This window comes from Kribbella pratensis (assembly GCF_004365355.1).
Classification (GTDB): domain Bacteria; phylum Actinomycetota; class Actinomycetes; order Propionibacteriales; family Kribbellaceae; genus Kribbella.
The window spans coordinates 62,723-85,811 of record NZ_SODP01000005.1 but is presented as its reverse complement, the minus strand read 5'-3'; the positions used below and the strand labels follow the sequence as shown (position 1 = coordinate 85,811).

General features: G+C 68.4%; 25 protein-coding genes. 17 read left to right on the top strand and 8 right to left on the bottom strand.

Translation table 11 applies throughout. The features are described 5' to 3' along the window. Positions 1-4: 4 nt before the first annotated feature. The 5 genes from EV653_RS38520 (at position 5) to EV653_RS38500 (ending at position 5,443) form a co-directional block, all read left to right on the top strand. Positions 5-382, top strand: a complete 378-nt coding sequence (locus EV653_RS38520; protein WP_134111225.1) for a VOC family protein — start codon at positions 5-7, stop codon at positions 380-382. Positions 383-418: 36 nt separating this feature from the next. Next, positions 419-1,435: a zinc-binding dehydrogenase gene (locus tag EV653_RS38515; protein ID WP_134111223.1), complete on the top strand. Its 1,017-nt coding sequence runs from the start codon at positions 419-421 to the stop codon at positions 1,433-1,435. A gap of 98 nt (positions 1,436-1,533) precedes the next feature. After that, positions 1,534-3,021 carry a glucose-6-phosphate dehydrogenase gene (gene zwf, locus EV653_RS38510; protein WP_134111221.1) on the top strand — a complete coding sequence of 496 codons (1,488 nt, stop codon included), beginning with the start codon at positions 1,534-1,536 and terminating at the stop codon, positions 3,019-3,021. A 26-nt stretch (positions 3,022-3,047) separates the two neighbouring features. After that, a complete protein-coding gene (gene cobF / locus EV653_RS38505) occupies positions 3,048-3,815 on the top strand; it encodes a precorrin-6A synthase (deacetylating) (protein WP_134111219.1) in 768 nt (255 codons plus the stop codon). Between the two features lie 56 nt (positions 3,816-3,871). Beyond that, on the top strand, positions 3,872-5,443 hold the full coding sequence (locus EV653_RS38500; protein WP_202872033.1) for a carboxylesterase/lipase family protein: 1,572 nt from the start codon (positions 3,872-3,874) through the stop codon (positions 5,441-5,443). On the opposite strand, the gene EV653_RS38495 is transcribed toward EV653_RS38500, so the two are convergent. Beyond that, positions 5,397-6,035: a TMEM175 family protein gene (locus EV653_RS38495; RefSeq protein WP_166679692.1), complete on the bottom strand. Its 639-nt coding sequence runs from the start codon at positions 6,033-6,035 to the stop codon at positions 5,397-5,399. The two genes, EV653_RS38500 and EV653_RS38495, sit on opposite strands and share 47 nt — an antisense overlap. Positions 6,036-6,052: 17 nt before the next feature. Next, a complete protein-coding gene (locus tag EV653_RS38490; RefSeq protein WP_238160736.1) occupies positions 6,053-7,465 on the bottom strand; it encodes a DHA2 family efflux MFS transporter permease subunit in 1,413 nt (470 codons plus the stop codon). A 126-nt stretch (positions 7,466-7,591) separates the two neighbouring features. On the opposite strand from EV653_RS38490, the gene EV653_RS38485 reads away from it, so the two are divergent. Next, a complete protein-coding gene (locus tag EV653_RS38485; protein ID WP_134111215.1) occupies positions 7,592-8,542 on the top strand; it encodes a phosphotransferase in 951 nt (316 codons plus the stop codon). Between the two features lies 1 nt (position 8,543). Here the strand turns inward: EV653_RS38485 and EV653_RS38480 are convergent, their stop codons facing one another. Together EV653_RS38480 and EV653_RS38475 are read right to left on the bottom strand one after the other, a co-directional pair. Continuing rightward, the gene (locus tag EV653_RS38480) at positions 8,544-9,026 is read right to left on the bottom strand and encodes a MarR family winged helix-turn-helix transcriptional regulator (RefSeq protein WP_134111213.1); all 483 of its coding nucleotides are present in this window, start codon (positions 9,024-9,026) and stop codon (positions 8,544-8,546) included. A gap of 50 nt (positions 9,027-9,076) precedes the next feature. Further along, on the bottom strand, positions 9,077-9,580 hold the full coding sequence (locus tag EV653_RS38475; RefSeq protein ID WP_134111211.1) for a mycothiol transferase: 504 nt from the start codon (positions 9,578-9,580) through the stop codon (positions 9,077-9,079). 118 nt (positions 9,581-9,698) lie between these two features. Here EV653_RS38475 and EV653_RS38470 point away from each other — a divergent pair, with 118 nt between their 5' ends. From EV653_RS38470 to EV653_RS38430, 9 genes are all read left to right on the top strand, one after another. Continuing rightward, positions 9,699-10,865 (top strand): MFS transporter, encoded by a 1,167-nt coding sequence (locus EV653_RS38470; RefSeq protein WP_134111209.1) that lies wholly within the window; start codon positions 9,699-9,701, stop codon positions 10,863-10,865. Positions 10,866-10,875: 10 nt separating this feature from the next. After that, positions 10,876-11,964, top strand: coding sequence for a precorrin-3B synthase (locus EV653_RS38465; RefSeq protein ID WP_134111207.1), 1,089 nt, complete (start codon positions 10,876-10,878; stop codon positions 11,962-11,964). Continuing rightward, positions 11,961-12,590, top strand: coding sequence for a precorrin-8X methylmutase (locus EV653_RS38460; protein WP_134111205.1), 630 nt, complete (start codon positions 11,961-11,963; stop codon positions 12,588-12,590). Before EV653_RS38465 ends, EV653_RS38460 begins: the two co-directional genes overlap by 4 nt. Further along, a complete protein-coding gene (locus EV653_RS38455; RefSeq protein WP_134111202.1) occupies positions 12,590-14,116 on the top strand; it encodes a precorrin-2 C(20)-methyltransferase in 1,527 nt (508 codons plus the stop codon). The genes EV653_RS38460 and EV653_RS38455 overlap by 1 nt, the downstream gene beginning before the upstream one ends. 80 nt (positions 14,117-14,196) lie before the next feature. Next, positions 14,197-14,901, top strand: a complete 705-nt coding sequence (locus EV653_RS38450) for a hypothetical protein (protein WP_134111200.1) — start codon at positions 14,197-14,199, stop codon at positions 14,899-14,901. A 60-nt stretch (positions 14,902-14,961) separates the two neighbouring features. Beyond that, the gene (locus tag EV653_RS38445; protein WP_134111198.1) at positions 14,962-15,579 is read left to right on the top strand and encodes a hypothetical protein; all 618 of its coding nucleotides are present in this window, start codon (positions 14,962-14,964) and stop codon (positions 15,577-15,579) included. An 87-nt stretch (positions 15,580-15,666) separates the two neighbouring features. Continuing rightward, positions 15,667-16,416 (top strand): SDR family NAD(P)-dependent oxidoreductase, encoded by a 750-nt coding sequence (locus tag EV653_RS38440; protein WP_238160735.1) that lies wholly within the window; start codon positions 15,667-15,669, stop codon positions 16,414-16,416. A 10-nt stretch (positions 16,417-16,426) separates the two neighbouring features. Further along, positions 16,427-16,909: a 2,4'-dihydroxyacetophenone dioxygenase family protein gene (locus tag EV653_RS38435; protein ID WP_134111195.1), complete on the top strand. Its 483-nt coding sequence runs from the start codon at positions 16,427-16,429 to the stop codon at positions 16,907-16,909. Between the two features lie 41 nt (positions 16,910-16,950). Next, positions 16,951-18,039 (top strand): FAD-dependent oxidoreductase, encoded by a 1,089-nt coding sequence (locus EV653_RS38430; RefSeq protein ID WP_134111193.1) that lies wholly within the window; start codon positions 16,951-16,953, stop codon positions 18,037-18,039. Here EV653_RS38430 and EV653_RS38425 read toward each other — a convergent pair. The 3 genes from EV653_RS38425 to EV653_RS38415 form a co-directional block, all read right to left on the bottom strand. Further along, positions 18,020-19,174 carry an MFS transporter gene (locus EV653_RS38425; RefSeq protein ID WP_238160734.1) on the bottom strand — a complete coding sequence of 385 codons (1,155 nt, stop codon included), beginning with the start codon at positions 19,172-19,174 and terminating at the stop codon, positions 18,020-18,022. The two genes, EV653_RS38430 and EV653_RS38425, sit on opposite strands and share 20 nt — an antisense overlap. Before the next feature lie 118 nt (positions 19,175-19,292). Next, a complete protein-coding gene (locus EV653_RS38420) occupies positions 19,293-20,348 on the bottom strand; it encodes an ArsR/SmtB family transcription factor (RefSeq protein WP_134111189.1) in 1,056 nt (351 codons plus the stop codon). Further along, positions 20,349-20,822: a GyrI-like domain-containing protein gene (locus tag EV653_RS38415; protein WP_134111187.1), complete on the bottom strand. Its 474-nt coding sequence runs from the start codon at positions 20,820-20,822 to the stop codon at positions 20,349-20,351. A gap of 79 nt (positions 20,823-20,901) precedes the next feature. Between EV653_RS38415 and EV653_RS38410 the strand changes: the two genes are divergently transcribed. Next, the gene (locus EV653_RS38410; protein ID WP_134111185.1) at positions 20,902-22,182 is read left to right on the top strand and encodes a glycoside hydrolase domain-containing protein; all 1,281 of its coding nucleotides are present in this window, start codon (positions 20,902-20,904) and stop codon (positions 22,180-22,182) included. Positions 22,183-22,185: 3 nt separating this feature from the next. Here EV653_RS38410 and EV653_RS38405 read toward each other — a convergent pair whose 3' ends face one another. Beyond that, the gene (locus EV653_RS38405; RefSeq protein ID WP_134111183.1) at positions 22,186-22,551 is read right to left on the bottom strand and encodes a cupin domain-containing protein; all 366 of its coding nucleotides are present in this window, start codon (positions 22,549-22,551) and stop codon (positions 22,186-22,188) included. A gap of 62 nt (positions 22,552-22,613) precedes the next feature. On the opposite strand from EV653_RS38405, the gene EV653_RS38400 reads away from it, so the two are divergent. Continuing rightward, complete coding sequence (locus EV653_RS38400; RefSeq protein ID WP_134111181.1) at positions 22,614-23,078, top strand: MarR family winged helix-turn-helix transcriptional regulator; 465 nt, start codon at positions 22,614-22,616, stop codon at positions 23,076-23,078. Positions 23,079-23,089 lie beyond the last annotated feature (11 nt).

Below are 23,089 nucleotides of genomic sequence, written 5' to 3'. Positions count from 1 at the left end.
TGTGATGACCGGACGGATCGTGCACTTCGAGGTGCCGTACGACGACGGTGAGCGAGCGCGGACGTTCTACCGCGAGGCGTTCGGGTGGAACCTGATGGAGATGCCCGAGATGAACTACACGATGGTGTCGACCGGACCGGTGAACGAGCAGTCGATGCCGTCCGAGCCCGGCTTCATCAACGGCGGCATGTACCAGCGCACCGGCGAGCTCACCCGCCCGATCCTGACCGTCGACGTCCCGGACATCGACGCCGCCTGGAAGACGATCGAGAGCCTCGGCGGCGAGCGGGTCGGCGAGAAGCTTCCGGTCGGCGACATGGGTTTCGCGGCGTACTTCAAGGACCCGGAGGGCAACATCCTGGGGCTCTGGCAGACCGCCTAGGCTCCAGGTGGAGCAGCAGCGGCCCGAAGGAGTGCCTTGAGAGCGATCGTCATCCGGAGCAAGCTCGACCTGATCGCGACCGAGCTGCCGACCCCGGAACCGCGGGCCGGCGAGGTTCGCCTCCGGATGGCGTACGGCGGGATCTGCGGGTCCGACCTGCACTACTACCACGACGGCGCGAACGGCTCCTTCGTCGTCCGCGAGCCGCTGGTGCCCGGTCACGAACTGTCGGGCACCGTCGATCTCGACTCGTCCGGAGAGTTCATGCCCGGCACACCGGTGACCATTCATCCGGCTACCTTCGGCACTCCGGAGCCGGGCATCGAGGACCGTCCGCACCTGTGGCCGAACGGCGCGTACCTCGGCAGCGCATCCACCTGGCCGCACACGCAGGGCGGCCTGAGCGAGTTCGTTGTCGTAGGCAAGCACATGCTCCGGGCACTGCCACCGACGCTGCCGCTACGCCGTGCGGCGCTCGCCGAGCCGCTCGCGGTCGGGCTGCATGCGCTGGCGATCGCCGGCGGCGTTGAAGGCCGACGCGTGCTGGTCTCGGGGTCGGGCGCGATCGGTCTGCTGACCGCATCGGCAGCGCTGGCCGCCGGCGCGACCGAGGTGGTCACCACCGACGTCGTCCCAGGCCCACTGCGGCGGGCCCGAGAGCTCGGGGCGCATCGCACGCTGCAGGTCGGCACGGACGAGATCCCGTCCGGGTACTTCGACGTCGTCCTCGAGTGCACCGCCGTACCGGCCGCGATCAATACTGCGATCGACGCAGCGCGCCGCGGCGGGATCGTCGTACTGGTCGGCATCCCGGCCGACGAGCCGCGCGGCGTGAACCTCGCGCCGGTGGTCTCCCGCGAACTGCAGGTCCGCGGAACGCTCCGCTTCAACGACGAGATCGACCACGCGATCCAGCTCCTGGACGCGAATCCAGAGCTCGAGCGGGTCGTCACCCACGAGTACCCGGCGGACCAGGCCGTCGACGCCTTCGCAACCGCGACCGACTCCGACGCCTCCGGCAAGGTCCTCCTGTCGCTGTGGCTTCCGGATTGATGACAGTTACGCCTAGGTTCCGCGTACACCGGTAGTTCATCGTGGAGTGCCTAGACTGCGAGGTGTGTTGGCTCCGGTGGTGTCCTCGGGAGGACTGAATGCCTGACCGTATCCAGACCATTGCGTATCCGGCGCCGGGATCCCGGCCGTCGCGGCGGGACCCGGATCCGCTCGCGCCGCATGTGATCGTGCTGTTCGGCGCGACCGGTGACCTGGCCAAGCGCAAGCTGCTGCCCGGGCTGGCCTACCTGCAGCAGTCCCGGTTCACGCCCGACGTGCGCATCATCGGCACCGCGACCGAGGACATGACGACGGAGGAGTTCCGCGCTCGCGCCCGCGAGGCCGTCGAGATGTTCGGGATGCACAAGCTGACCGACGAGCAGTGGGCGCAGTTCGCCGAGACGCTCGACTACGTGCCGGTCACGGCCGGGCCGGAGGCGCTGGCCAAGGCGGTCAAGGCGGCCGAGGAGCACCTCGGCCCCGACGTCCGCCGGTTGCACTACCTGTCGGTGCCCCCGAAGGCCGCCCAGTCGGTGATCGCGATGCTGCGCGACGCGGACCTGGTCGACCGGGCCCGGGTGGTGATGGAGAAGCCGTTCGGCGACGACCTGGCCAGTGCGATCAAGCTCAACGACTTCGTCCACGAGACCTTCGACGAGTCGCAGATCTTCCGGATCGATCACTTCCTCGGCAAGGAAGCGGCGCTGAACATCCTCGCGTTCCGGTTCGCGAACGGGCTGTTCGAGCCGATCTGGAACCGCAACTTCATCGACCACGTGCAGATCGACATCCCGGAGTCACTCGGGCTGGACCAGCGCGCCACCTTCTACGAGCCGACCGGCGCGTTCAAGGACATGGTCGTCACGCACCTGATGCAGGTGATGTCGTTCGTGGCGATGGAGCCGCCGACGGCCCTGGAACCGCGGGCGATCTCGGAGGAGAAGAACAAGGTCTTCCGGTCGATGCTGCCGATCGACCCGAACTGCGTCGTACGCGGTCAGTACACCGGCTACCGCCACGAGGAGGGCGTCGCGCCGGACTCCGACACCGAGACGTTCATCGCGCTCAAGGTCGAGATCGACAACTGGCGCTGGGCCGGCGTGCCGTTCTTCCTGCGCACCGGCAAGAAGATGGCCGAGGGCCAGCGGATCATCTCGATCGCCTTCAAGGAGGCGCCGAAGACGATGTTCCCGACCGGGTCCGGTGTCGGCTCGGAGGGTCCGGACCACCTGACCTTCGACCTGGCCGACTCGTCCCGGGTGTCGCTGTCGTTCTACGGCAAGCGCCCCGGACCGGGCATGCGGCTGGAGAAGCTGTCGATGCAGTTCTCGACGCAGGAGACCGAGAGCGCGGGCGACGTCCTCGAGGCGTACGAGCGCTTGATCCTCGACGCGATGCGCGGCGACCACACCCTGTTCACCACCGCCGAGGGCATCGAATCGCTGTGGGATCGCTCGGCCCCGCTGCTCGACGACCCGCCGCCGGTCAAGCCGTACCAGGCCGGCACCTGGGGCCCGAACGCGATCCACCAGCTGATCGCTCCGCGTGCCTGGCGCCTCCCCTTCGAACGCGAGTGGCGGGAGTAAGCAAGACCTTGGCTAGGCTGCGGCGCATGCGGGAGATTCTGGTCATCGGCGTCGGTGCGGGCGATCCGGAGCAGGTGACGATGCAGGGCGTGTCGGCGCTGAACCGGGTCGACGTGTTCTTCGTGCTGGACAAGGGCGAGGTGAAGCAGGAGCTGGTCGACCTGCGCTCCGAGATCCTGCGCCGGTACGCGACGTCGAAGGATTACCGCGTCGTCGTCGGCCGCGACCCCGAGCGGGACCGCACGGCTTCGGCGTACGTCGAGGCCGTGGACGACTGGCGCCGGCGCCGGGCCGATGTGTGCGCGGAGCTGATCGAGTCCGAGCTGGGCTCGGACCAGGTGGGCGCTTTTCTGGTCTGGGGTGATCCCTCGCTGTACGACAGCACGCTGGCGATTCTCGACGACATCCTGGCGCGCGGTGAGCTCGCGTTCGAGGTCGAGGTGATCCCCGGGATCAGCAGCGTGTCGACACTGGCCGCGCGGCACAAGGTCGGGCTGAACCAGGTGGGTCGACCGATCCAGATCACCACCGGGCGACGGCTCGCGGCGGGCTGGCCGGAGGATGTGGACGACGTGGTGGTGATGCTCGACGCGCAGACGGCGTTCACCGAGCATCTCGACCAGGACGCGGACATCTATTGGGGCGCGTACCTCGGGACACCGGACGAGATCCTCATCTCCGGCCCCCTGCGCGAGGTCGCAGCGGAGATCGAGAAAACCCGCGCCGAAGCCCGGGACCGCAAGGGCTGGATCATGGACACCTACTTGGTCCGGAGACCTAGACCAAAGGTGTAGGTCTTCTGGACTTCGGACCGACGCGTCGCTGCTGTGGCCTCGGCGACGCTGCAGGTATGAAGAGACTCTTGGTGACGATGACGGCCGCCCTGGCGCCGGTCGGGCTGCTGGTAAGCCTTGCCGGACCGAGTGACGCGGCCCAGCAAGACGTCGTACGAACAGACAACGGGCTGGTGGCAAGCAAGACGGTCGGGGACGCACAGGTCTTCGACGGCATCCCGTACGCCGCTCCCCCGGTCGGCGCGCTGCGCTGGAAGGCGCCACAGCCCGCCAAGCCGTGGACCGGCGTACGCGAGTCGAAGCTCGGCAATGTGTGCCCGCAGCAAGCGAACTCGGAGGCTCCGGACGGATCGTCCACCGAAGACTGCCTCTACCTCAACGTGACCACCCCGACCAAGCCGTCCACGAAACCCCGCGCGGTCGTGGTGTGGATCCCCGGTGGCGGGTTCTTCTCCGGCGCCGGCAGCAGCTACGAGGCGTCGAAGTTCGCCGCCCGCGGCGACGTGGTCGTCGTGACGGTCAACTACCGGCTCGGGATCTTCGGCTTCTTCGGGTACCCGGGCCTGCCCGGATCCGGCACGTACGGGCTCCAGGACCAGCAGGCAGCGCTCCGCTGGGTGCAGCGCAATGCCCGCGCGTTCGGCGGCGATCCGCGCAACGTCACGGTCGCGGGTGAGTCCGCCGGCGGCATGAGCGTGTGCGCCCAGCTGACCTCTCCGACCTCCACCGGCCTGTTCTCGAAGGCGATCATGCAGAGCGGCTCCTGCGCGTTCAACTGGGCCGACAACAGCCAGTACCCCGGTCAGACCGCGAGCTCTTTCTGGCTTCCTGCCGGCACAGTGAAGGCGCACGGCAAGGAGTGGGCCGCCGACAACAAGGCCAAGTTCGGCTGCAAGCCCGGGCAGTCGATGCTCGACTGCCTGCGCGCTGCGAAGTCCGACGTACTGGTCGACGACACGCTCGAGTTCACCCAGATCGGGTACGGCGAAACTCCCGTCGTACCGCTGTCACCCGCTCGCGCGCTGAAGGCCGGGCTGTTCCACCGGGTGCCGATCATCTCCGGGAACAACCACGACGAGGCGAACGGCTGGCTGGCCACATTCGGTGACATCAAGGACTACCCGCAGCTCGTGAAGAACATGGTCGGCGCTCAGAAGGCTCCCCAGGTGCTGAAGCACTACCTGCAGAGCAACTACGAGTCGCCCGCCGCAGCGTGGGGCGCGGTCACCACGGACCGGATCTGGTCCTGCACACAGGTCGCGTCCGACCAGCAGGCGGCCGCGAAGGTACCTGTGTACGCGTACGAGTTCGCAGACAAGCACTCCCCGATCGCGGCACCCGGACTGGGAGCCGCGCACGCCATGGAGCTGCCCTACCTGTTCCGGCTCGGCGGGTACGACTTCCCGATGTCCGAGACCCAGCAGACGCTGTCGAACCAGATGATCGACTACTGGACGGCATTCGCCCGGACCGGCAACCCGAACGGGGCAGGCCGACCGCACTGGTCGCCGACCGGCGTACGCGAGGTCAAGGGCCTCTCACTCGCGCCGACGGACCAGACCGGCATCCACCGGGTGAACCTCAGCTCTGAGCACCAGTGTGGGTTCTGGGCTGCTCTGGGTGCCTAGCGCGCCAGACCCGCATCACGACCGACGGCAGAAGCAATAGCAACATCGCATAGAAGTTGATGCCCGGTACGAGGGACGCCAACAGGAATGCGATCAGGGTCAACCCGGTCAGCACCAAGGAGCCGACCAGCTCCCGGTAGCTGACCGGGTTGTCGGGCGCTTCGAGCTCCCGGTGTCCGCGGACCATGAAGACGAGGGCGGACTGGCAGATGCTGAGCACGAGGATCGTTCCGATGTAGAGACCGGCGACGAACCGGCTGCTGTCGAACGCCCCGATGATCTCGGTCGTGAACGGCAGCATGACGATCGTGAGCAACCAGAGCAGGTTCAGCCGGATGACGCCCGTGGTGTAGACGCGGACGTGCTCGAAGATCCGGTGGTGTCCCATCCAGAAGTTCGCGATCACGACGAAGCTCAGCAGGAACGTGAAGATCTCCTGCCGGTGTTCGGTGATCACACTGGTCGCGTTACCGCCGTGCGCCTTGATCTCGGGGACCAGGTCGACCAGCGGCAGCACCAGCAGCGTGATCGCGATTGCGACAACCGCATCGGTGAACAGGACCAGCCGGTCGGGGTCTCTCGACGTACTCACGGCGGACACAGTAGCGGTCAGGTGTGTCGCTGACGGAGCAAGCTGATCGACAGGACGGCCGCGGCGAAGACGAAGCCGGCCGCCGCGAGCCACGCGGCGCCGTATCCGTCTCTGAGGGCTTGGAGAGTGCCCTCGGTTGCTCGGTGCGCGGTGGTCGACGCTGCGAGCGTCGCCAGTACTGCGGTCCCGATCGCTGCACCGGCTTGCTGCGCCGTGTTGTTCAGCCCGGAGGCCAGGCCGGCGTCACTGGCGTCCGCGCCGGACATGGCGAGCATGATCGAGGCCGGGATGGCGACACCGATGCCGGCGCCCATCACTGCGAGCACAGGACCCACATTGACGACGTACGAGCCGTCGACCGGCGCCTGGCTGATCCAGAGCAGCGCCAGCAGGAACACCACCAGGCCGGCGATCAGCATCTTGCGTGCACCGAAGCGGACGGTCAGGCGGGGAGCGATGGACAGCGACATCAGTGCGTTCATGATCGGCGCGGGCAGGAAGGCGAGGCCGGTGGTGAGCGAGTCGTAGCCGAGCACGCGCTGCACGTAGAGGGCGGTGGTGAACTGGAAGCCGAATCCGGCGGCGAAGAGCAGTACGACCACGACATTCGCCACGCTGAGCTGACGGCGACGGAAGATGCGCAGGGCAAGCAGTGGGTTCTTGATCCGCGCCTGACGGATGACGAACGCAGCCAGCAGCACGATCGACGCGGCGGCCTGGAGGAGCGTCCGGGTGAGGGTCGCGTTGGGCTCTGCAGTCTGGACGATCGTGTAGACACCCAGGGAAAGGCCTGCGGTCACCAGCACCGCACCCAGCACGTCGGCACCTTTCGCGAGGCCGAGTCCGGGCTGGTGGGACAGCAGCCGTACTGCGAACGCCAGCGCGATCGCGCCGATCGGGACGTTGATCAAGAACGCCCAGTGCCAACCGATGGTCTGCGTGATCACGCCACCCAGGATCAGTCCGATCGACGCGCCACTGGCCGCCGTGAAGCTGTAGACGCCCATCGCCCGCGCTTGTTCCCCGGGAGCCGGGTACAGGTTCACGATCATTCCCAGGATCACCGCCGAGGCCAGCGCCCCGCCGACGCCCTGCAGGAACCGTCCGGCGATCAGCACCTCGGCGCTGCCCGCCACTCCGCACAGGAGCGACGCGGCGGTGAAGAGGGCGAGGCCGGCAACGAAGATCCGCTTACTCCCGATGAGGTCGCCGATCCGCCCGGCCAGCAGGAGCAGGCCCGCGAAGGCGATCAGGTACGAGTTCATCACCCACGCCAGCCCTGCCTGCGAGAACCCGATATCCCCTTGGATCGTCGGCAACGCCACCGTCACCACGGTCCCGTCGAGGATGATCATCAACTGCATCACGCACAGCACGACGAGCGCTCTGCCGCGCCCCCGCACGACTGTCTCCACCACATCCACACTCACAGGTCTCTCCTCCGTCGATCACTTAGAAAGACCATAACAGATAGTCCCGTAACAGACGATCTTTTATCGAACGACTACTGAAAATGAGCTGACCCCCCTGCTCGGAGCGCGGTTAGGGTCGCTGGGGTGAGGGACGAGCCGACGGACATCTCGGGCGAGCTGGTGGCCGGGATCCTCAACGAGCACTGGGAGTTCCGGGCCACTGAGGTGACCTATGCGCCAGTGGGATTCGGCAGTTACCACTGGATCGCGGCCCAGGGCGACAGTCCGCGCTGGTTCGTCACCGCGGACCGGGTCGGCGCTGCGGGCGGGCAGTTGATCGAGGCGGCCATGCAGGCGAGCAGGGAGCTGGCCGATCGGGGGTACGAGTTCGCGGTGGCGCCGCTACCCGATCGTCGCGGGCAACTCGTCCGCGAGGTGCTGCCAGGTTGGACGTTGACCGTCCTGCCTTACCTGCACGGGTGGAGCACGCCGGACGGGGCTTGGGATGACCCGGCGGAGCGTGAGCAGATCGCGCGGATCCTCGGCCGGCTCCATGCGGCTCCGGTGCCGGAAGGCTTGCAGTGTTGGGATTTCGCCATTCCTGACCGCGATGGACTGCTGGCGGCACTCGCCGATCTCGATCAGCCTTGGTGCGGTGGGCCGTACGCCGAGGCGACACGACTGCGGCTGGCCGGCGCGGCGCCGTACGTCCGCAGCAGACTGGAGTACTACGACACGCTCGTGCGCGAGGTCGAGGCGTCGGACGACCCGTGGGTCGTGACGCACGGCGAGCCGCACAGCGCGAACGTACTGCGCACCGCCGACGGCATGCGCCTCGTCGACTGGGAGACCGTGCGACTCGCACCGCGTGAGCGCGACTTGGCCGCGATCCTCGACAGGTCGGCCGACGCGCTCCCGGCGTACCAGTCGGAGGCCGGCCCGATCAGCCCGCGGGCCGCCGCTCTGGAGCTCTTCGATGTCTGGTGGTCGCTGGACGAGATCGCGTCGTACGTTCAGTCGTTCCGGCAGGCGCACGCCGATTCCGAGGACAGCAAGGAGTCCTGGCGGGAGCTGACGGAGTACCTGCCCGGATAGTTCAGCCGGCGCGTTGGCGGGAGCGGCGGACCGGCTGGGCTGTGACCGGGGTGGAGAGCGGGCCGTCGACGAGGGTGGTTACGGCGTCGACGAAGGTTTTGCGTTGGGTCGCAGTCAAGCTGTTCAGGGCGTCGGCGTGGACCTGGTCGACGATCTTCTGGCCTTCGGCGGCGATCTTGGCGCCGGCGTCGGTGACGGCGATGATGCGGGCCCGGCGGTCGGTTGCGGAGGGTTTGCGTTCGGCGTATCCGGCCTCCTCGAGCGCATCGACGGTGACGACCATCGTGGTCTTGTCCATGTACGCGAGCTCGGCGATCTGGATCTGCGTGCGTTCCGCCTCCAGCGCGTGTCGCAGTACACACTGCATCCGCAGAGTCAGGCCGATCTCCGCCAGCGCCGCGGACAGCTGGGTCTCCAGGACATGGCCGGCGTGCGTGAGGTAGCCGGTCAGGTCGGGCACGGTACGTTCCGGAGGTTGCGCCATACTTCGAGAGTAGCGCGGGATCGTCTGTCCACAGATGATCCGCAGCTAGATCATTCCCCGCGAGCGCCGTCGATCAACTCCCGGACGACGTCCAAGTGGCCGAGATGACGCGCCGACTCCTGCAGTACGTCGAGCAGCAGCCGCTCGACCCGGATCGGGCCACGGTAACCCTCGACGAACCCGCTCCAGTCCACCTGACGGAGCGTCTGCTGCGACCGCTCCCACTCTGCGTCGTACGCCGCAATGACCGACGCGACCGTCTCGTCCGCCCCGATCCGGAACTCGTAGTCGTGGTCGTCCGACCGCCACAACGACGGCAGGTCCTGGCCGCCGATCGCCCGCTGGATGTGCTGCCGTTGCACCGCGGTGAGGTGCTTGATCAGCCCGAGCGGACTCATCACCGGCGACGTGACGAGCGGGGTCGCGCGCGCTTGCTTCTCGTCCAGCCCGTCCAGTTTGTTCACCGCGGTGGTGTGGACGAACTCGAAGTACCCGATCACCGACTGTGCGAGTGTCAGGTCGTCATCGGGCCACGGGCGGTCTCTCAGCACCATGGGCCGCACCCTGTCACCCCGTACCGACAATCGCGGAAAAGCGACGGCTTGCTCGATGATCACCGCGGTGTCGCGAAACCGCGAGTCTGGCGTCACTGCAACTAGTTCGCTCGACACTATGACTCTTCTGGAAACCCGTACGCCGACCGTCCGGTGGTTCGGAGTCGTCGCCGTGACGCTCGGGATCTTCGCGATCGTGACCACCGAGATCCTCCCGATCGGCCTCCTCACCCCCATCGGCGCGGACTTCGCGCTCACGCCCGGCCGCACCGGCTGGCTGATGACCATGCCCGGTCTGGTCGCAGCAGTCGCCGCACCGGTCGTCACAGTCGCGACAGCTCGGCTGGACCGCCGCCTGATGCTGTGCGTCCTCATGGTGCTGCTGGCCATCGCCGGCTTCCTCGCAGCGGCCGCAGCGGTGTTCTGGCTCGAGTTGGTGGCCAGATTCCTCGTCGGACTGACCATCGGCGGCTTCTGGTCGATCGGCGCCGGCCTGGCCGGGAGACTGGTCCCAGAACGCTGGGCGCCGCGCGCGACGGCCGTCATCTTCTCCGCGGTGCCGCTCGGGTCGGTGCTCGGAGTACCGACAGGCACGTTCCTCGGGGAGTTCGCTGGCTGGCGTACGTCGTTCGCGGCGCTCGGAGTGCTCGCACTCGTGGCGCTGGCCATGCTGCGTGCCACCGTGCCTCCACTGCCGCCGCTGCAGGTCACAAGTGCCGCCGTACTCCGCGACGCGCTCCGTGGCAGTCGGAACGCGCTCATCGTGACCTGTCTGATCGTGACGGCTCAGTTCGCGACCTATACCTATGTGACACCGTTCCTGCGCGACGTCGTACGACCGGAGCTCATCGGACTGTTCCTGCTCATCTACGGGGCCGCAGGTCTGGTTGGCAACGTCATCGCCGGTACGGCGGCGGCGCGCAACCTCAACGCGACGTTCGCCACCTGCGCGGGACTGATCGCCGCTGCGACGCTGCTGCTGCCGCTCGCGGGGCACACAGCGGCTGGGGCGCTTGTGTTGCTCGTCGTGTGGGGACTCGGGTACGGCGGCATCCCGGTCTGCTCGATGACCATGTTCGCGCAGGCGGCACCGCAGTCGCGTGAGGCGGCGACGGTGTGGTTCACGTCGTCGTACCAGGCGGTGTTGTCGATTGGCGCGCTGCTCGGCGGGCTGGTGGTCGACGCGTGGTCGATACCGGTGGCGATGGTGGCCGGTGGTGGGTGTGCGGTGCTCGCGGTGGCAGTGCTGCTGTGGTCCAGAACACAGCAGGTTCCGGGGACGTAGCATCGCGGGCATGGCGCGGACCGAGACCGATCGATGCCCTGGTGTGCTGGCAGTGCACCAGGCGGCAGACGGCGGTCTGGCTCGCGTCCGGTTGCCCGGTGGATGGCTGAGCGCGCAGCAGCTTGAAGTACTGCGGATTGCCGCCGCCGAACTGGGCGATGGACGGCTCGAACTCACGTCCCGCGCGAACGTACAGATCCGCGGGCTGGATGCGCGTGGGCCGCGGGAGCTGTCGGACCGGTTGTTTGCCGCCGGTCTGCTGCCGTCGATCGCCCACGAACGAGTCCGCAACATCCTGGCGTCGCCACTGTCCGGGTTGGACGAGCAGTCGCGGTACGACGTACTCCCGGTGGCCGCTGCGCTGGACCGGGCGCTGTGCGCTCGACCGGGGCTGGCAGAGCTGCCCGGCCGGTTCTTGTTCGCGTTGGACGACGGGCGGGGCGATCTGGCGGACGTGCAGGCCGACGTTGCTGTGCGCGCGCTGGACGACCGGAGTGCTGTGCTGTCTCTCGGCAGTCGCGGTGCGCGAGTGTCGTGGACCGAGGTGCCCGAGCTGATGCTGGCAGCCGCGGAGGCCTTCCTATCCGTCCGTGACCAGGAGTGGCGAATCGCCGAGCTCGCCGACGGCGAGGAGCGCATCCTGAAACGCCTCGGCCTGACAGCGGACAAGCCGCTGAACACCAGTACCACCCGCGTGACAGCGGGTGCGCACGGCCAGGCGCTGGTCGTGACAGTCCCCCTAGGAAGCCTCACCCAAGACCAGGCAGCCGCGCTTGCCGCTGCGGGGGCTGGGGTGCGGATTACGCCTTGGCGGTCTGTGGTGGTGCCGGTGGGGGCTGCTGGGCTGGAAGAGGTTGGGTTGGTCACTGCAGCCGACTCGGTCTGGGAAGGTGTGACTGCCTGTGCCGGGAAGCCGGGGTGTGCGAAAGCTCTGGCCGACGTTCGCGCGGACGCGAGCCGGCTGATGCCCACGTTCAACCGAGACGGACAGCGGGTGCACTGGTCGGGATGTGAGCGGCGGTGTGGGAAGCCGGCCGGCGGGTTTGTGGATGTTGTTGCGGTGAGCGATGGCTACTTGGTGGATGGGGAACGGGTGTGAGTTACGACTACGTGCGGGACGGCGCGGAGATCTATCGGCGGTCGTTTGCGACGATCCGGGCCGAGGCGGAGCTGGGTGGGCTGCCGACGGAGGTGGCACAGGTCGCCGTACGGATGATTCATGCCTGTGGGATGACCGACCTCGTCGCCGATCTGGCCTGGTCGCCCAACGTCGTGAAGAACGCGCGGGCCGCACTGCAAGGTGGTGCACCGATTCTGTGTGACGCGCAGATGGTTGCCGCCGGCATCACCCGGCGGCGGTTGCCCGCGGACAACGAGGTGATCTGCACGTTGCAGGACCAGCGGACGGCCGGGCTCGCGCATGACCTGGGGACGACGAGGAGCGCTGCGGCGGTCGAGCTGTGGGGTGAGCACCTGGACGGCGCGATTGTTGCTATTGGCAACGCTCCGACCACGCTGTTCCATCTGCTCAACCTGCTCGCCGAAGGAGCACCGCGGCCGGCGGCAATCCTCGGCATCCCGGTCGGCTTCATCGGCGCGGCCGAGTCGAAGGACGCGCTGGCGGCGAACGAACTCGGCCTCGAGTACCTGGTCGTCCGCGGCCGCCGCGGCGGCAGTGCAATCACGGCCGCCGCCGTCAACGCGATCGCCAGCGAGGAGGAGTGATGACCGGCAGACTCTGGGGTGTCGGACTCGGGCCGGGTGATCCCGAGCTGGTGACGGTCAAGGCCGCCAGACTGATCGGCGCCGCCGATGTGATCGCCTTCCACAGCGCACGCCACGGGCGGAGCATCGCCCGCGGGGTGGCCGCGCCGTACCTCACGGCCGGGCAGATCGAGGAGCACCTCGTCTACCCGCTCACGACCGAGACGACGGACCACCCGGGCGGGTACCAGGGCGCCATGGACGACTTCTACGCCGACTGCGCCGCCCGCCTCGCCGCGCATCTCGACGCCGGCCGCGACGTCGTCGTACTCGCGGAGGGCGACCCGCTCTTCTACGGGTCGTACATGCACATGCACAAGCGCCTGGCGGATCGCTACCCGTGTGAGGTGGTCCCAGGCGTGACCTCGGTGAGTGCGGCAGCCGCAGTACTCGGGCGACCGCTGTGTGAGCGCGATGAGATCCTCACCGTGCTCCCCGGCACGCTCCCGCCGGACGTGCTGGCTGAGCGCCTGAGAGAAACCGACGCGGCCGCCGTGATGAAGCTCGGCCGGACCTTCGCAGGAGTCCGCGAGGCCTTCGAGCTGGCCGGACGAGCAGACGAGGCCTGGTACGTCGAACGCGCCACCACCGACGCGCAACGCACAGCCCCGCTCAACGAGGTCGACCCGGACGAGGTCCCGTACTTCTCCCTCGCACTCCTCCCCAGCCCCATCAACAACACCTTCACGCCCCCGGCAACCAAGACGGCGACCGAGGGCTCAGTGACGGTCGTCGGCCTGGGCCCGGCCGGACCCCAGTGGATGACTCCAGAGGTCCGCGCCGCGATAGCGAGCGCTGACGACGTCATCGGCTACACCACGTACGTCGACCGCCTGCCGGACCGAGCCCGTCAGCGCAAGCATGGCTCCGACAACCGCGTTGAGTCCGAGCGCGCCGCCTTCGCGCTCGACCTCGCCCGCAAGGGCTCCAACGTCGTTGTGGTCTCGTCCGGCGACCCCGGCGTGTTCGCGATGGCCAGTGCGGTCACCGAGGTCGCGTCGGAGCCGGAGTACGCCGATATCGCCGTACGCGTGCTGCCCGGGATGACCGCAGCCCAGGCTGTGGCCAGCCGGGTCGGCGCGCCGCTCGGGCACGACTACTGCGTCCTGTCGCTCTCGGACCGCCTCAAGCCGTGGGACGTGATCGCCCAGCGGCTGACCGCGGCCGCCGCAGCGGACCTGGCCATCGCGATCTACAACCCCGCCTCGAAGTCCCGCACGTGGCAGGTGGCGGCGACGCGCGACCTCCTGCTCGAGCACCGCTCCCCCGGTACGCCGGTCGTGATCGGGCGCGACGTCGGCGGACCGGAGGAAGCGATCACCGTGACAACTCTGGCCGAACTCGACGTACAAACGGTTGACATGCGGTGTCTGCTCCTGATCGGCTCGTCACAGACCCGCACGGTGCCCCGCCCCGACGGCCCGCTGGTTTTCACCCCGCGTCGCTACCCCGCGACGGTGAGTGAGGTCACCCCAGGAGCCGGTTAAATCCGCTCCCCGGCTGTGTCAGGCGGGATCCGGACGGGTAGGGACCCGCGCGGAAGCCGACCAGTGAGGAGCCAGCGGAGATGAGTCAGCAGTACCCGGGCGACGCAGGCAGCGCAGGCAGCACGGCGACGATCGCGACACCCGCCGGCGAGGACACCACCACTCAGCGGTACGAGGAGGCTCGGGCCGCGGCAAGCCGGGCCATGAGCACGATCACGATCCCGGAGCCGCCTGGCGCACGTGCCGCGGAGCCGGAGGTCGCGCCGGAGCTGCTGTCGTACCGCGGGTTCAAGTTCGGCGCGGCGTTCTTCGGCTGGCTGATCGCGATCTCGATGTCGGTCCTGCTGCTGGCAGCCGTGTCCGCGGCCGCGCTGGGCACTGCCACAATCCTCGACTACACCACCAGCGACGCGAAGGCCCAGCCTGGCGCGGCGTTGATCACGGCGGCAGCGGTGTCGACGTTCATGCTGATGATCGCCTTCTACACCGGCGGGTACGTCGCGGGCCGCCTGGCGCGCTTCGACGGCGGACGGCAGGGCTTCGGCGTGTGGACGATCGCACTGGTAGTCGCAGTGCTCGCGGGCGGCGCAGGCTGGGCGCTCGACAACCAGTACGACCTGATCGGCAAGATCAACTGGCCGGACGTGGCACTGAGCGACAACACGCTCCTGCTGGGCAGCATCGCCGCCACGGCCGCGCTGCTGGTCCTGACGCTGCTGATGGCGATCCTGGGCGGGAAGAACGGCCGGCGGTACCACGACCGGATCGACGAACTCCTGGACTAGAGGGTTTCACTGCGGGGTACCGGACGGCTACACGGGGCTGTCTGGTGAGGAGACACTGCTATGACCCAGCAGCATCATGAAGACACACGTATTGACCGGGTCGATCCGTCGGAGACCTACGACGACGATCGAACCACCACGTCCGACCGGAGCACGCTGCCGACCAAGGATCGGGTCGATCCGTCGTACCGCGGATTCAAGGGCGGCGCCGCCTTCTTCGGCTGGATCGTCGCGATCGGGCTGATCGCGTTGCTCACCGGGATCGTCGGCGCGCTCGCGGCCGCCGCCGACTACGCCCTCACGATCGACTGGAACGGCTCCGCCGGCACGGTCGGGATCGCCTCCGCCGCAGTCCTGCTGGTGATCCTGGCGATCGCCTACTACAACGGCGGGTACGTCGCCGGACGGCTGGCGCGCTTCGACGGCGCCCGGCAGGGGTTCGGTGTCTGGATGATCGGCGTCATCGTGACGGCAGTCGTCGCAGGGCTCGCGGCGCTGGCCGGTTCGCAGTACGACGTACTGGACCGGGTGAACCTGCCGTCGGTGCCGATCGACGACCACACGCTGACAACCGGCGGAGTGGTCGTGATGATCGCGGCTGTGGTGCTCACGCTGCTGGCGGCGCTGATCGGCGGCATGGCCGGACAGCGGTACCACAGGCGGATCGACGCGAGCTGACAAGCGGCGACCCGGACGGCGGACAGCCGTGATCCGTCGTCCGGGTCGCCCTTGCCCAGCCACCGCTGGACGGCCAGGATGCGAGGCATGACACGCACCGCGCTCGTCGTCGGCGGCACCAGCGGCATCGGCGCGGCAACAGCACGCCGCCTCGCGGCAGACGGTCTGCATGTCATCGCAGCCGGCCTCGGGGCCAACCCGCCGGACACGAGCGGGTCCGAAGCCACTGCGTCCTCGCCGACCGGGACGCACCCGAGCGGGCCCGGGCCGCACCCGGTGCGGGTGGAGCTGGACCTTCGACGGCCGGGTGAGATCGAGGGGTTGATCAGCTCGCTCGGGGCTCTCGACGTGCTGGTCAATGCGGCCGGCATCATCCGGCGTGGCGACGAGCACCAGCCTGATGTGTTCCGTGAGGTCGTGGAGATCAACCTCACCGGCGCGATGCGAGCCGCCGAGGCCGCACACGGCCTGCTCGCCGCGAGCGGCGGCTGCATCGTCAACGTGGCCTCGATGCTCAGCTACTTCGGCGGTCCGCTCGTCCCGGCGTACAGCGCCTCCAAGGGCGGGATCGTCCAGCTGACCAAGTCTCTCGCCGTCGCGTGGGCCGCCGACGGCATCCGGGTGAACGCGGTCGCGCCCGGCTGGATCGCCACCGACCTGACCGCCGCGCTGCAGTCCGACCCGGTCGCCTCCGACCGGATCCTGTCCCGTACGCCGATGGCCCGCTGGGGCACGCCGGAGGAGGTCGCGGGCGTGATCGCCTTCCTGTGCGGCCCCGACGCGGGCTTCGTCACCGGCACCGTCGTACCCGTCGACGGCGGCTACCTGAGCATGTGAGGAGAACAAGATGATCCCCGTATCCGCAGGTGTGCCGGCCGAGATCGCAGTACAGGCGGTGCCGGATGACGATCGGCTCTGGGTGCAGCAGGCGCCGGATGTGTGGTTCCGGCCGTTGATGCTGAACACGATCACCGGGCAGTGGTGCAACCTGCTCAAGGTCACGCGCGCCGGCATCGTGTCGCGACATCGCCACCCGAGCGCGGTCTTCGGCTATGTGATCAAGGGCAAATGGCAGTACGACGAACACGACTGGGTCGCCGAGACCGGCTCGTTCGTGTACGAGCCGCCGGGCGAGATCCATACGCTGCGCGTCCCCGAGGACTGCACCGAGATGATCACGTTCTTCAACATCTCCGGCGCGATGATCTACGTCGACGAGGCCGGCAACCAGATCGGGTACGAGGACACGTTCACCAAGATCCAGCTTTGCCGCGACCACTACGGCGCCAACGGCCTCGGCGCGGACTACGTGGACCAGTTCATCCGCTGACTGCCGGGAAGACGCGGGCGGGGGCCGGCGTTGATCAGGGTGTGCTTGAGGTAGCGGTGATCGGTGCGGGACAGGCGGGGCTGTCGGCGGCGTACCACCTGGTGCGGCTCGGATTCACGCCGTACGACGAGGTTGTGGTGCTGGACCGGAATCCGGCGCCCGGCGGCGCCTGGCAGCACCGGTGGGACTCGCTGACGATGCATGATGTGCACGGGATCGCGAACCTGCCCGGCGTACCGGTGCCGCCGAGTTCTGACTCTGAGCGGGCCAACGCGTTCGTGCCTTCGTACTTCGCGGACTACGAGAAGCGTTTCGACCTGCCGGTGGTGCGGCCGGTAGCGGTCGAGAGCGTGCGTGAGAACGGTGGAGGCTTCGAGCTGCAGGCTTCGGCGGGCGTGTACTCCGCGGCCGCACTCGTGAACGCGACCGGGACGTGGGACCGGCCGTTCATTCCCTGGTATCCGGGGATCGAGACGTTCAAGGGCCGGCAGCTGCACACCGCGGACTACGCGGGTGGTGCTGAGCTCGCCGGGCAGCACGTCCTGGTGGTTGGCGGCGGGGCGTCGGCGGTGCAGTTGCTGGCGGAGATCTCTGCTGTTGCGACCACGACGTGGGTGACTCGGCGGCCACCGGAGTGGCGGACGGGTGACGACTTCACGCCCGAGTACGGGCGGCAGGTGGTCGCTCGGGTCGAGGAACGGGTGCGCGCAGGGCTGCCGCCCCGGAGTGTGGTCAGCGTGACCGGTCTGCACCTGCGTCCGCAGGAACAAGCCGCCTGGGACCGTGGCGTCTACACCCGCTACCCGATGTTCACGCGCATCACACCGGACGGCGTGGAGTGGGCAGAGGGCACGGCGTGGCCCGACGGTATCGATGCGCCGGCGAGCGGCCGTCTCCACGTCGACACCATCCTCTGGGCGACCGGCTTCCGCGCCGACCTTGCACACCTGGCCCCGCTCCACCTCCGCGAGCCCTCTGGCGGCATCCGCATGAACGGCACCGCCACCGCCGCCGACCCACGCATCCACCTGGTCGGCTACGGCCCCTCCGCCAGCACCATCGGCGCAAACAGAGCCGGCTTCACCGCCGCCCGCTCTTTGAGGGACCTCCTCAAAGAGCAAGCTGCGTAGCGTTCGCGCGGTGGCCGGCGACGGTTCCGGGGATCAGCAGGCCCGCGATCAGGAAGAGGGCAGCGACGAGGAGCCAGCCCGGCCAGCCCCAGGAGATCGCGACAGTGGTGAGAAGCAGGGGCGCGACGAGGTCGCCGAGTTGGCGGCCCATCGCGTACGCACCCTGGTACTGCCCCTGCGCACCGGTCGGCGCAAGCTCGAAGCTGATCCCCCAACCGCCGGCCGACTGGAGCATCTCGCCGAGGACGTGGATCAGCGCGGCGACGATCAGCAGGCCGACCGTCACCAGGCCGGACGTCGCGCCGGTGAGAGCCAGCACCAGGCAGGCGCCGGCCAGCAGCAGTCCGGCCCGGCGGCCGGCTCGGGCGGCGCCGGAGAGGTGTTCGGTACCGCGGGCGACTCTCACCTGCAGCAGGATCACCGCGACCGAGTTGATCACCAGTAGCACCGAGATCATCCACCGCGGCGCGTCGGTCGCAGTCGCCACCCAGAGCGGGATCCCGACCTGTGCCAGCGCAGCGTGCATCGTCAGTACGCCGTCCAGCGCCACGAACACCAGGAACCGCCGGTCTGCCAGCGCAGTCAACCCCGACGGCCCGCTGGCCCGAGCCACCTTGTCCACCTCGGGCATCCCGAAACGGACCAGTCCGGCGGTGACCACATACGTCGCCGCGTTCGCCAGCAGCGCGATCACATAGACCTCTCGCCGGTCGACCGCGAGCACGATCCCGGCCAGCCCCATGCCGACACCCATGCCGACGTTCGTCGCGACCCGCAGGATCGCCCGGGTCCGCACTCGCTGGTCGGCCGGCGACAGTCCCGCGATCAGCGCACCCTTGGCACCGCGCTGCCCGGAGTCCGCGATCGCGGTCACCGCGGCGACCACGACGTACGGGACGAACGACCGGACCTGGGTGAGCGCGGTCATCGTCAGGGCCTGCAGTAGCAGAAATCCGACGTACGCACGGTTCGGGCCGAGGCGATCGGCGACGACACCGAGCGGGGTGCTGGTCATCAGACCGACCAATGCGGCCACAGTCAGCCCGATGCCGACGTGTCCGACGGACAGGCCGGCCGCCCTGGTGAGGTAGAGCGCGCCGACAGCCGCGTAGACGCCGTTCCCGAGCGTGTTCACCAACGTAGCCAGAATCAACCGACGCACAGCAGGTGGAAGAGAAGTCACGTGATCAGCCAAAGCCCACGAGCCGGGGCCGCGCGGTGAATTGACGGATCCCGTCAGTCCAACCGCGGAATCAGCGCATGATCAAGGTCAGGAGGTCGGTGCCCAGCATGGTGAGTGCCTGGTTGTCGAGGCGGTAGGCGACGAAGCGGCCTTGGCGTTCGGCGGTGACCAGGCCGGCTCTGGTGAGGGCCCTCAGGTGACGGGTGACCTGCGTGGGGTGGAGGCCCCAGAGGGCGGCGATCTCGCCGGCGGTGCGGGGTTCGCTGGCGACGGCTCGGCAGACCTGGAGACGGTCAGGGGACGCGAGGGCGTCCAGCCGTGCGCGGATCTGCTGCGCCGTGGGTACGGCGACGCCGCGGCCGGTCACGGGGTAGATCATCGTGATCGGCTCGCCGGGGATCTCGCCCACGAACAGGTGCGGGGCGATGTAGTTGCTCGGGACAAGCAAGAGGCTGCGGGAGCTGATGTCGATGCGCTTGCTCTGCACCTTCTGTACGACGACGCTGTCCGCATCACGGAGGTCGATCGAGCCGTCCAACGAGCGCAGCATCGCTCCGGCTCCGTCGCGGATCGCCAGGTCGCGGTCGTGCCGGCCGCGGGCGGCCAGCTCGTCGCGTGATGCCGACCAGACGTCAGCGAACCACTCCTGCCAGCAGGCATCCAGCAGGTCGAGGAAACGCCGGACCGGATCGGCAGGAGACGTCACGAGTGACTCGACCAGTGCGGCCACCGCACGGCCGCGACTGCGAGCCCAGTGCAGTACGGCGTCTGTGTCGACGGACCGGCTGCTCAACGGGCGACCGCGCAGCGGCCGGACGAGCTCAGCGGCCACCTCCTCCGGCGGACGCGACCGCAGCGCAGCCAGCTCATCGGACCACGACGGCATGCCGGGAGCAGCCGTGGTCGCGAAGAAGCGTGCACGGACCGCACGCACCGTCCACGACCACTGCGCCAGCTCAGAGCGCAGCTCTGTCGACAGCGGTACGGAAGCCGCCCACTCGACCCGGTCGTGGTGCGTCGGCTCAGCCAGCACATGCAGCGCACAGCCCAACTCGATCAACGGCGACGCCACATGCCGAATCCGCTCCGGCTCAAGCCGACTGACTCCCGCTAGAACAGTGGGCACTCAGTCCTTCAACTTGAACTGGAGGTCGGTGGTCCAGTCGTTCATGTCTGGGACCTCGCGGGGGTTGGAGCGGTAGATCTCGAGGCGTGCGGTCCACTGGTTGCCGTTGGCGTCCCACTCCAGGCCCTGCTCCTCGCCCCAGGCCAGCAGGTCGCGCGTGGCCTCCCTCAGGCCGTCGGGGTGGCCGTGGTGGGTGGCGGTCGCGTACCGGCCGGCCGGGAGTACGCCGGTGACGATCTCGCCCTCGCCGGAGCGCAGGTCGTCGACGGGGAACCCGATCTCCATCACCAGTTCGGCGTCCATGTCGACCACGTCGTACTTGAAGAACGGCGCGTCGTTCGGAGCGATCTCCTTGGCCGCGAGCCAGTCGATCACCTCCCGCATCCGGTCCGCGAACGCCCCGATCCCGTCCATCGCAACCTTGCCCCGCAACGCGACGTACGGCCGTTCCCCGATCTCGACGATCTCCGGCATGGTGACTACCCTCCGACACTCGATGTTGGCCACAACCTACCGCTTGGCGATTCCTGAGCGTCTACTGAGACCAGGGGTCATGCTGAAGCTCAAGGTCCTGATCGCTGCTGTAGCACTCTCGATTGCCGGCCTACCCGCGTACGCCGAGCCGACGACGCCGATCACCTACAACGCGGGTACGACGGCAACGCGGTTCACCGGGCTGGCCTTCGACACATGTACGGCGCCGACGCTGGCGCAGATGACCGCCTGGAAGGCTTCGCCGTACAAAGCGGTCGGTATCTACTTCGGTGGCGTCAACCGGAGTTGTGCGCAGCCGCAACTGACGCCGGCGTGGGTCACGGCGGTCACTGCGATGGGCTGGCGGCTTGTGCCGATCTATCTGGGTCTTCAGGCACCCTGCGGCACTCGGAAGTACAAGATGTCCACGGCCTCGTCCAACCGCGACGCAGTCCGGGACGCCGACGATGCGGTCGCGAAGGCGAAGGCACTGGGCCTCCTGCCGGGTAGTGCGCTCTACAACGACATGGAGAACTACGACCGCACCAACGCGGTCTGCCGGTCCGCCGTGCTGCACTACCTGTCCTCCTGGACGAAGGAGCTGCACCTGCAGCGCTACGTCGCCGGGGTGTATGCCAATCTGAGCTCAGGTACGCTTGACCTCGCTGCGGCGTACAACTCCACGTCGTACGCCCGGCCGGACGCCCTGTGGATTGCACGCTGGGACAACAGCAGCCTGCTCACCGGCTGGGCGGGTGTCCCCAACACCTTCTGGGCCGTCGGACAGCGCGGCAAGCAGTACAGGGGCGACCACACCGAGACGTACGGCGGCGTGACGCTCAACATCGACAACGACCGCTTCGACGCGCCGGTCGCGTCCGTCGCCTACAACTACACCGTCCGTACGACGATCCACTCGTACTCCGGTCCGTCGACGGCGTACCCGGTCCGCTCGACGATCGCAGCCAACGCTGGGGTCCGAGTGGTCTGCCAGACGTTCGGGCCGAAGATCGGCACGAGCTCGGTCTGGGACAAGCTCATCGACGGCACGTATGTCACCGACTACTACGTCCGTACGCCGAGCAAGCCCGGCTACAGCGCTCCGCTCCCCGGCTGCAGTTTCCCCTTCCAGACAACGATCAGCGGTCTGAGTCGGCGGCACGGCCCGGGCACGGCGTATGCGACGTACCCGAGCACTCTGCCCGCTGGGTCGCTGGCGTGGATCACCTGCCAGCAAGCCGGATCCAAGGTCGGCACCACGTCGGTCTGGGATCGGCTGAGTGACGGCAGCTGGGTCACTGACTACTACGTCGCCACGGCGAGTCAGACGACGTACACGGCACCGATCCGCCGCTGCTGACTTCTACTGCGCCCAGGGCGGCTGGACCGCTGTGCCGTCGGCCATGTAGCCCGTGAAGCCGGCCGTGATGGCGACGTACAGCTCGGCCGGGCCCTCGCCGAGGTTGGTCAGCGAGATCGGCTCCCCGGCCGGTACGACGACCGCGTCGCCCGGACCGAGCTTGTCGGCGCCCAACGACACCGTGCCGCTGAGCACCATGAACACCTCGTCCCGGTCGAGCGTGTGCGGCGCGTCGCCGCCGTGCCCGGGCTCGACCGTGAGCTTCCACGTGCACAACCCGGCCGACCCGCGGCTGGGCGCGGCGAGCGCGGTGAACTCGACCCCCGGCAGCTGGAACCGCTCCGCCTCGGCAGCGTGAATGACGTGCATCTCGTCCCCCAATCCTTTAGACAAGCTGACTTGACCAAGTCAGCTTGACTATCATGACTGGCATGACGCGATCGGGCAAGCCGGATATCGGGATCTTGTTGCTGCTGGCGGACCAGGAGTTCGTCCGCGAGTTGCGCGAGCACGTGGCCGCGGAGGGGTTCGACGACCAGGGCCGGTCGGACGGATTCGTCTTCCGGACGCTCGGCGCCGGGCCGACCACGATCAGCGGGCTGGCCGAGCGGCTGGAGATCACCAAGCAGGGCGCCGGCCAGATCGTCGACGACATGGAGCGCCGAGGGTACGTCGAACGCCGGCCGGACCCGTCGGACGCGCGCGCGAAACTGCTCCACCTGACCGAACGCGGCGAGGCCGCCCTGTCCACGGCGCGGAAGTTCCATCAGACCTACGAACGCCGCCTCCGCAAACGGTTCGGCGACGAGGCGATCGACACCCTGCGCGACGTACTGACCGACATGGCCGGCGAGGCCCAGGTCAGCACGCCGCACTTCAGGGCGTTGATGTTCTAACGCTTGCTCCG

Coding starts and splice junctions, on each gene's coding strand:
- EV653_RS38500 (WP_202872033.1), top strand. CDS start 3,872: ATGAAGAGACTCTTGGTGACGATGACGGCCGCCCTGGCGCCGGTCGGG.
- EV653_RS38405 (WP_134111183.1), bottom strand. CDS start 22,551: ATGCACGTCATTCACGCTGCCGAGGCGGAGCGGTTCCAGCTGCCGGGG.
- EV653_RS38465 (WP_134111207.1), top strand. CDS start 10,876: ATGGCGCGGACCGAGACCGATCGATGCCCTGGTGTGCTGGCAGTGCAC.
- EV653_RS38445 (WP_134111198.1), top strand. CDS start 14,962: ATGACCCAGCAGCATCATGAAGACACACGTATTGACCGGGTCGATCCG.
- cobF (WP_134111219.1), top strand. CDS start 3,048: ATGCGGGAGATTCTGGTCATCGGCGTCGGTGCGGGCGATCCGGAGCAG.
- EV653_RS38475 (WP_134111211.1), bottom strand. CDS start 9,580: ATGGTGCTGAGAGACCGCCCGTGGCCCGATGACGACCTGACACTCGCA.
- EV653_RS38400 (WP_134111181.1), top strand. CDS start 22,614: ATGACGCGATCGGGCAAGCCGGATATCGGGATCTTGTTGCTGCTGGCG.
- zwf (WP_134111221.1), top strand. CDS start 1,534: ATGCCTGACCGTATCCAGACCATTGCGTATCCGGCGCCGGGATCCCGG.
- EV653_RS38455 (WP_134111202.1), top strand. CDS start 12,590: ATGACCGGCAGACTCTGGGGTGTCGGACTCGGGCCGGGTGATCCCGAG.
- EV653_RS38435 (WP_134111195.1), top strand. CDS start 16,427: ATGATCCCCGTATCCGCAGGTGTGCCGGCCGAGATCGCAGTACAGGCG.
- EV653_RS38410 (WP_134111185.1), top strand. CDS start 20,902: ATGCTGAAGCTCAAGGTCCTGATCGCTGCTGTAGCACTCTCGATTGCC.
- EV653_RS38470 (WP_134111209.1), top strand. CDS start 9,699: ATGACTCTTCTGGAAACCCGTACGCCGACCGTCCGGTGGTTCGGAGTC.
- EV653_RS38480 (WP_134111213.1), bottom strand. CDS start 9,026: ATGGCGCAACCTCCGGAACGTACCGTGCCCGACCTGACCGGCTACCTC.
- EV653_RS38440 (WP_238160735.1), top strand. CDS start 15,667: ATGACACGCACCGCGCTCGTCGTCGGCGGCACCAGCGGCATCGGCGCG.
- EV653_RS38415 (WP_134111187.1), bottom strand. CDS start 20,822: ATGCCGGAGATCGTCGAGATCGGGGAACGGCCGTACGTCGCGTTGCGG.
- EV653_RS38450 (WP_134111200.1), top strand. CDS start 14,197: ATGAGTCAGCAGTACCCGGGCGACGCAGGCAGCGCAGGCAGCACGGCG.
- EV653_RS38520 (WP_134111225.1), top strand. CDS start 5: ATGACCGGACGGATCGTGCACTTCGAGGTGCCGTACGACGACGGTGAG.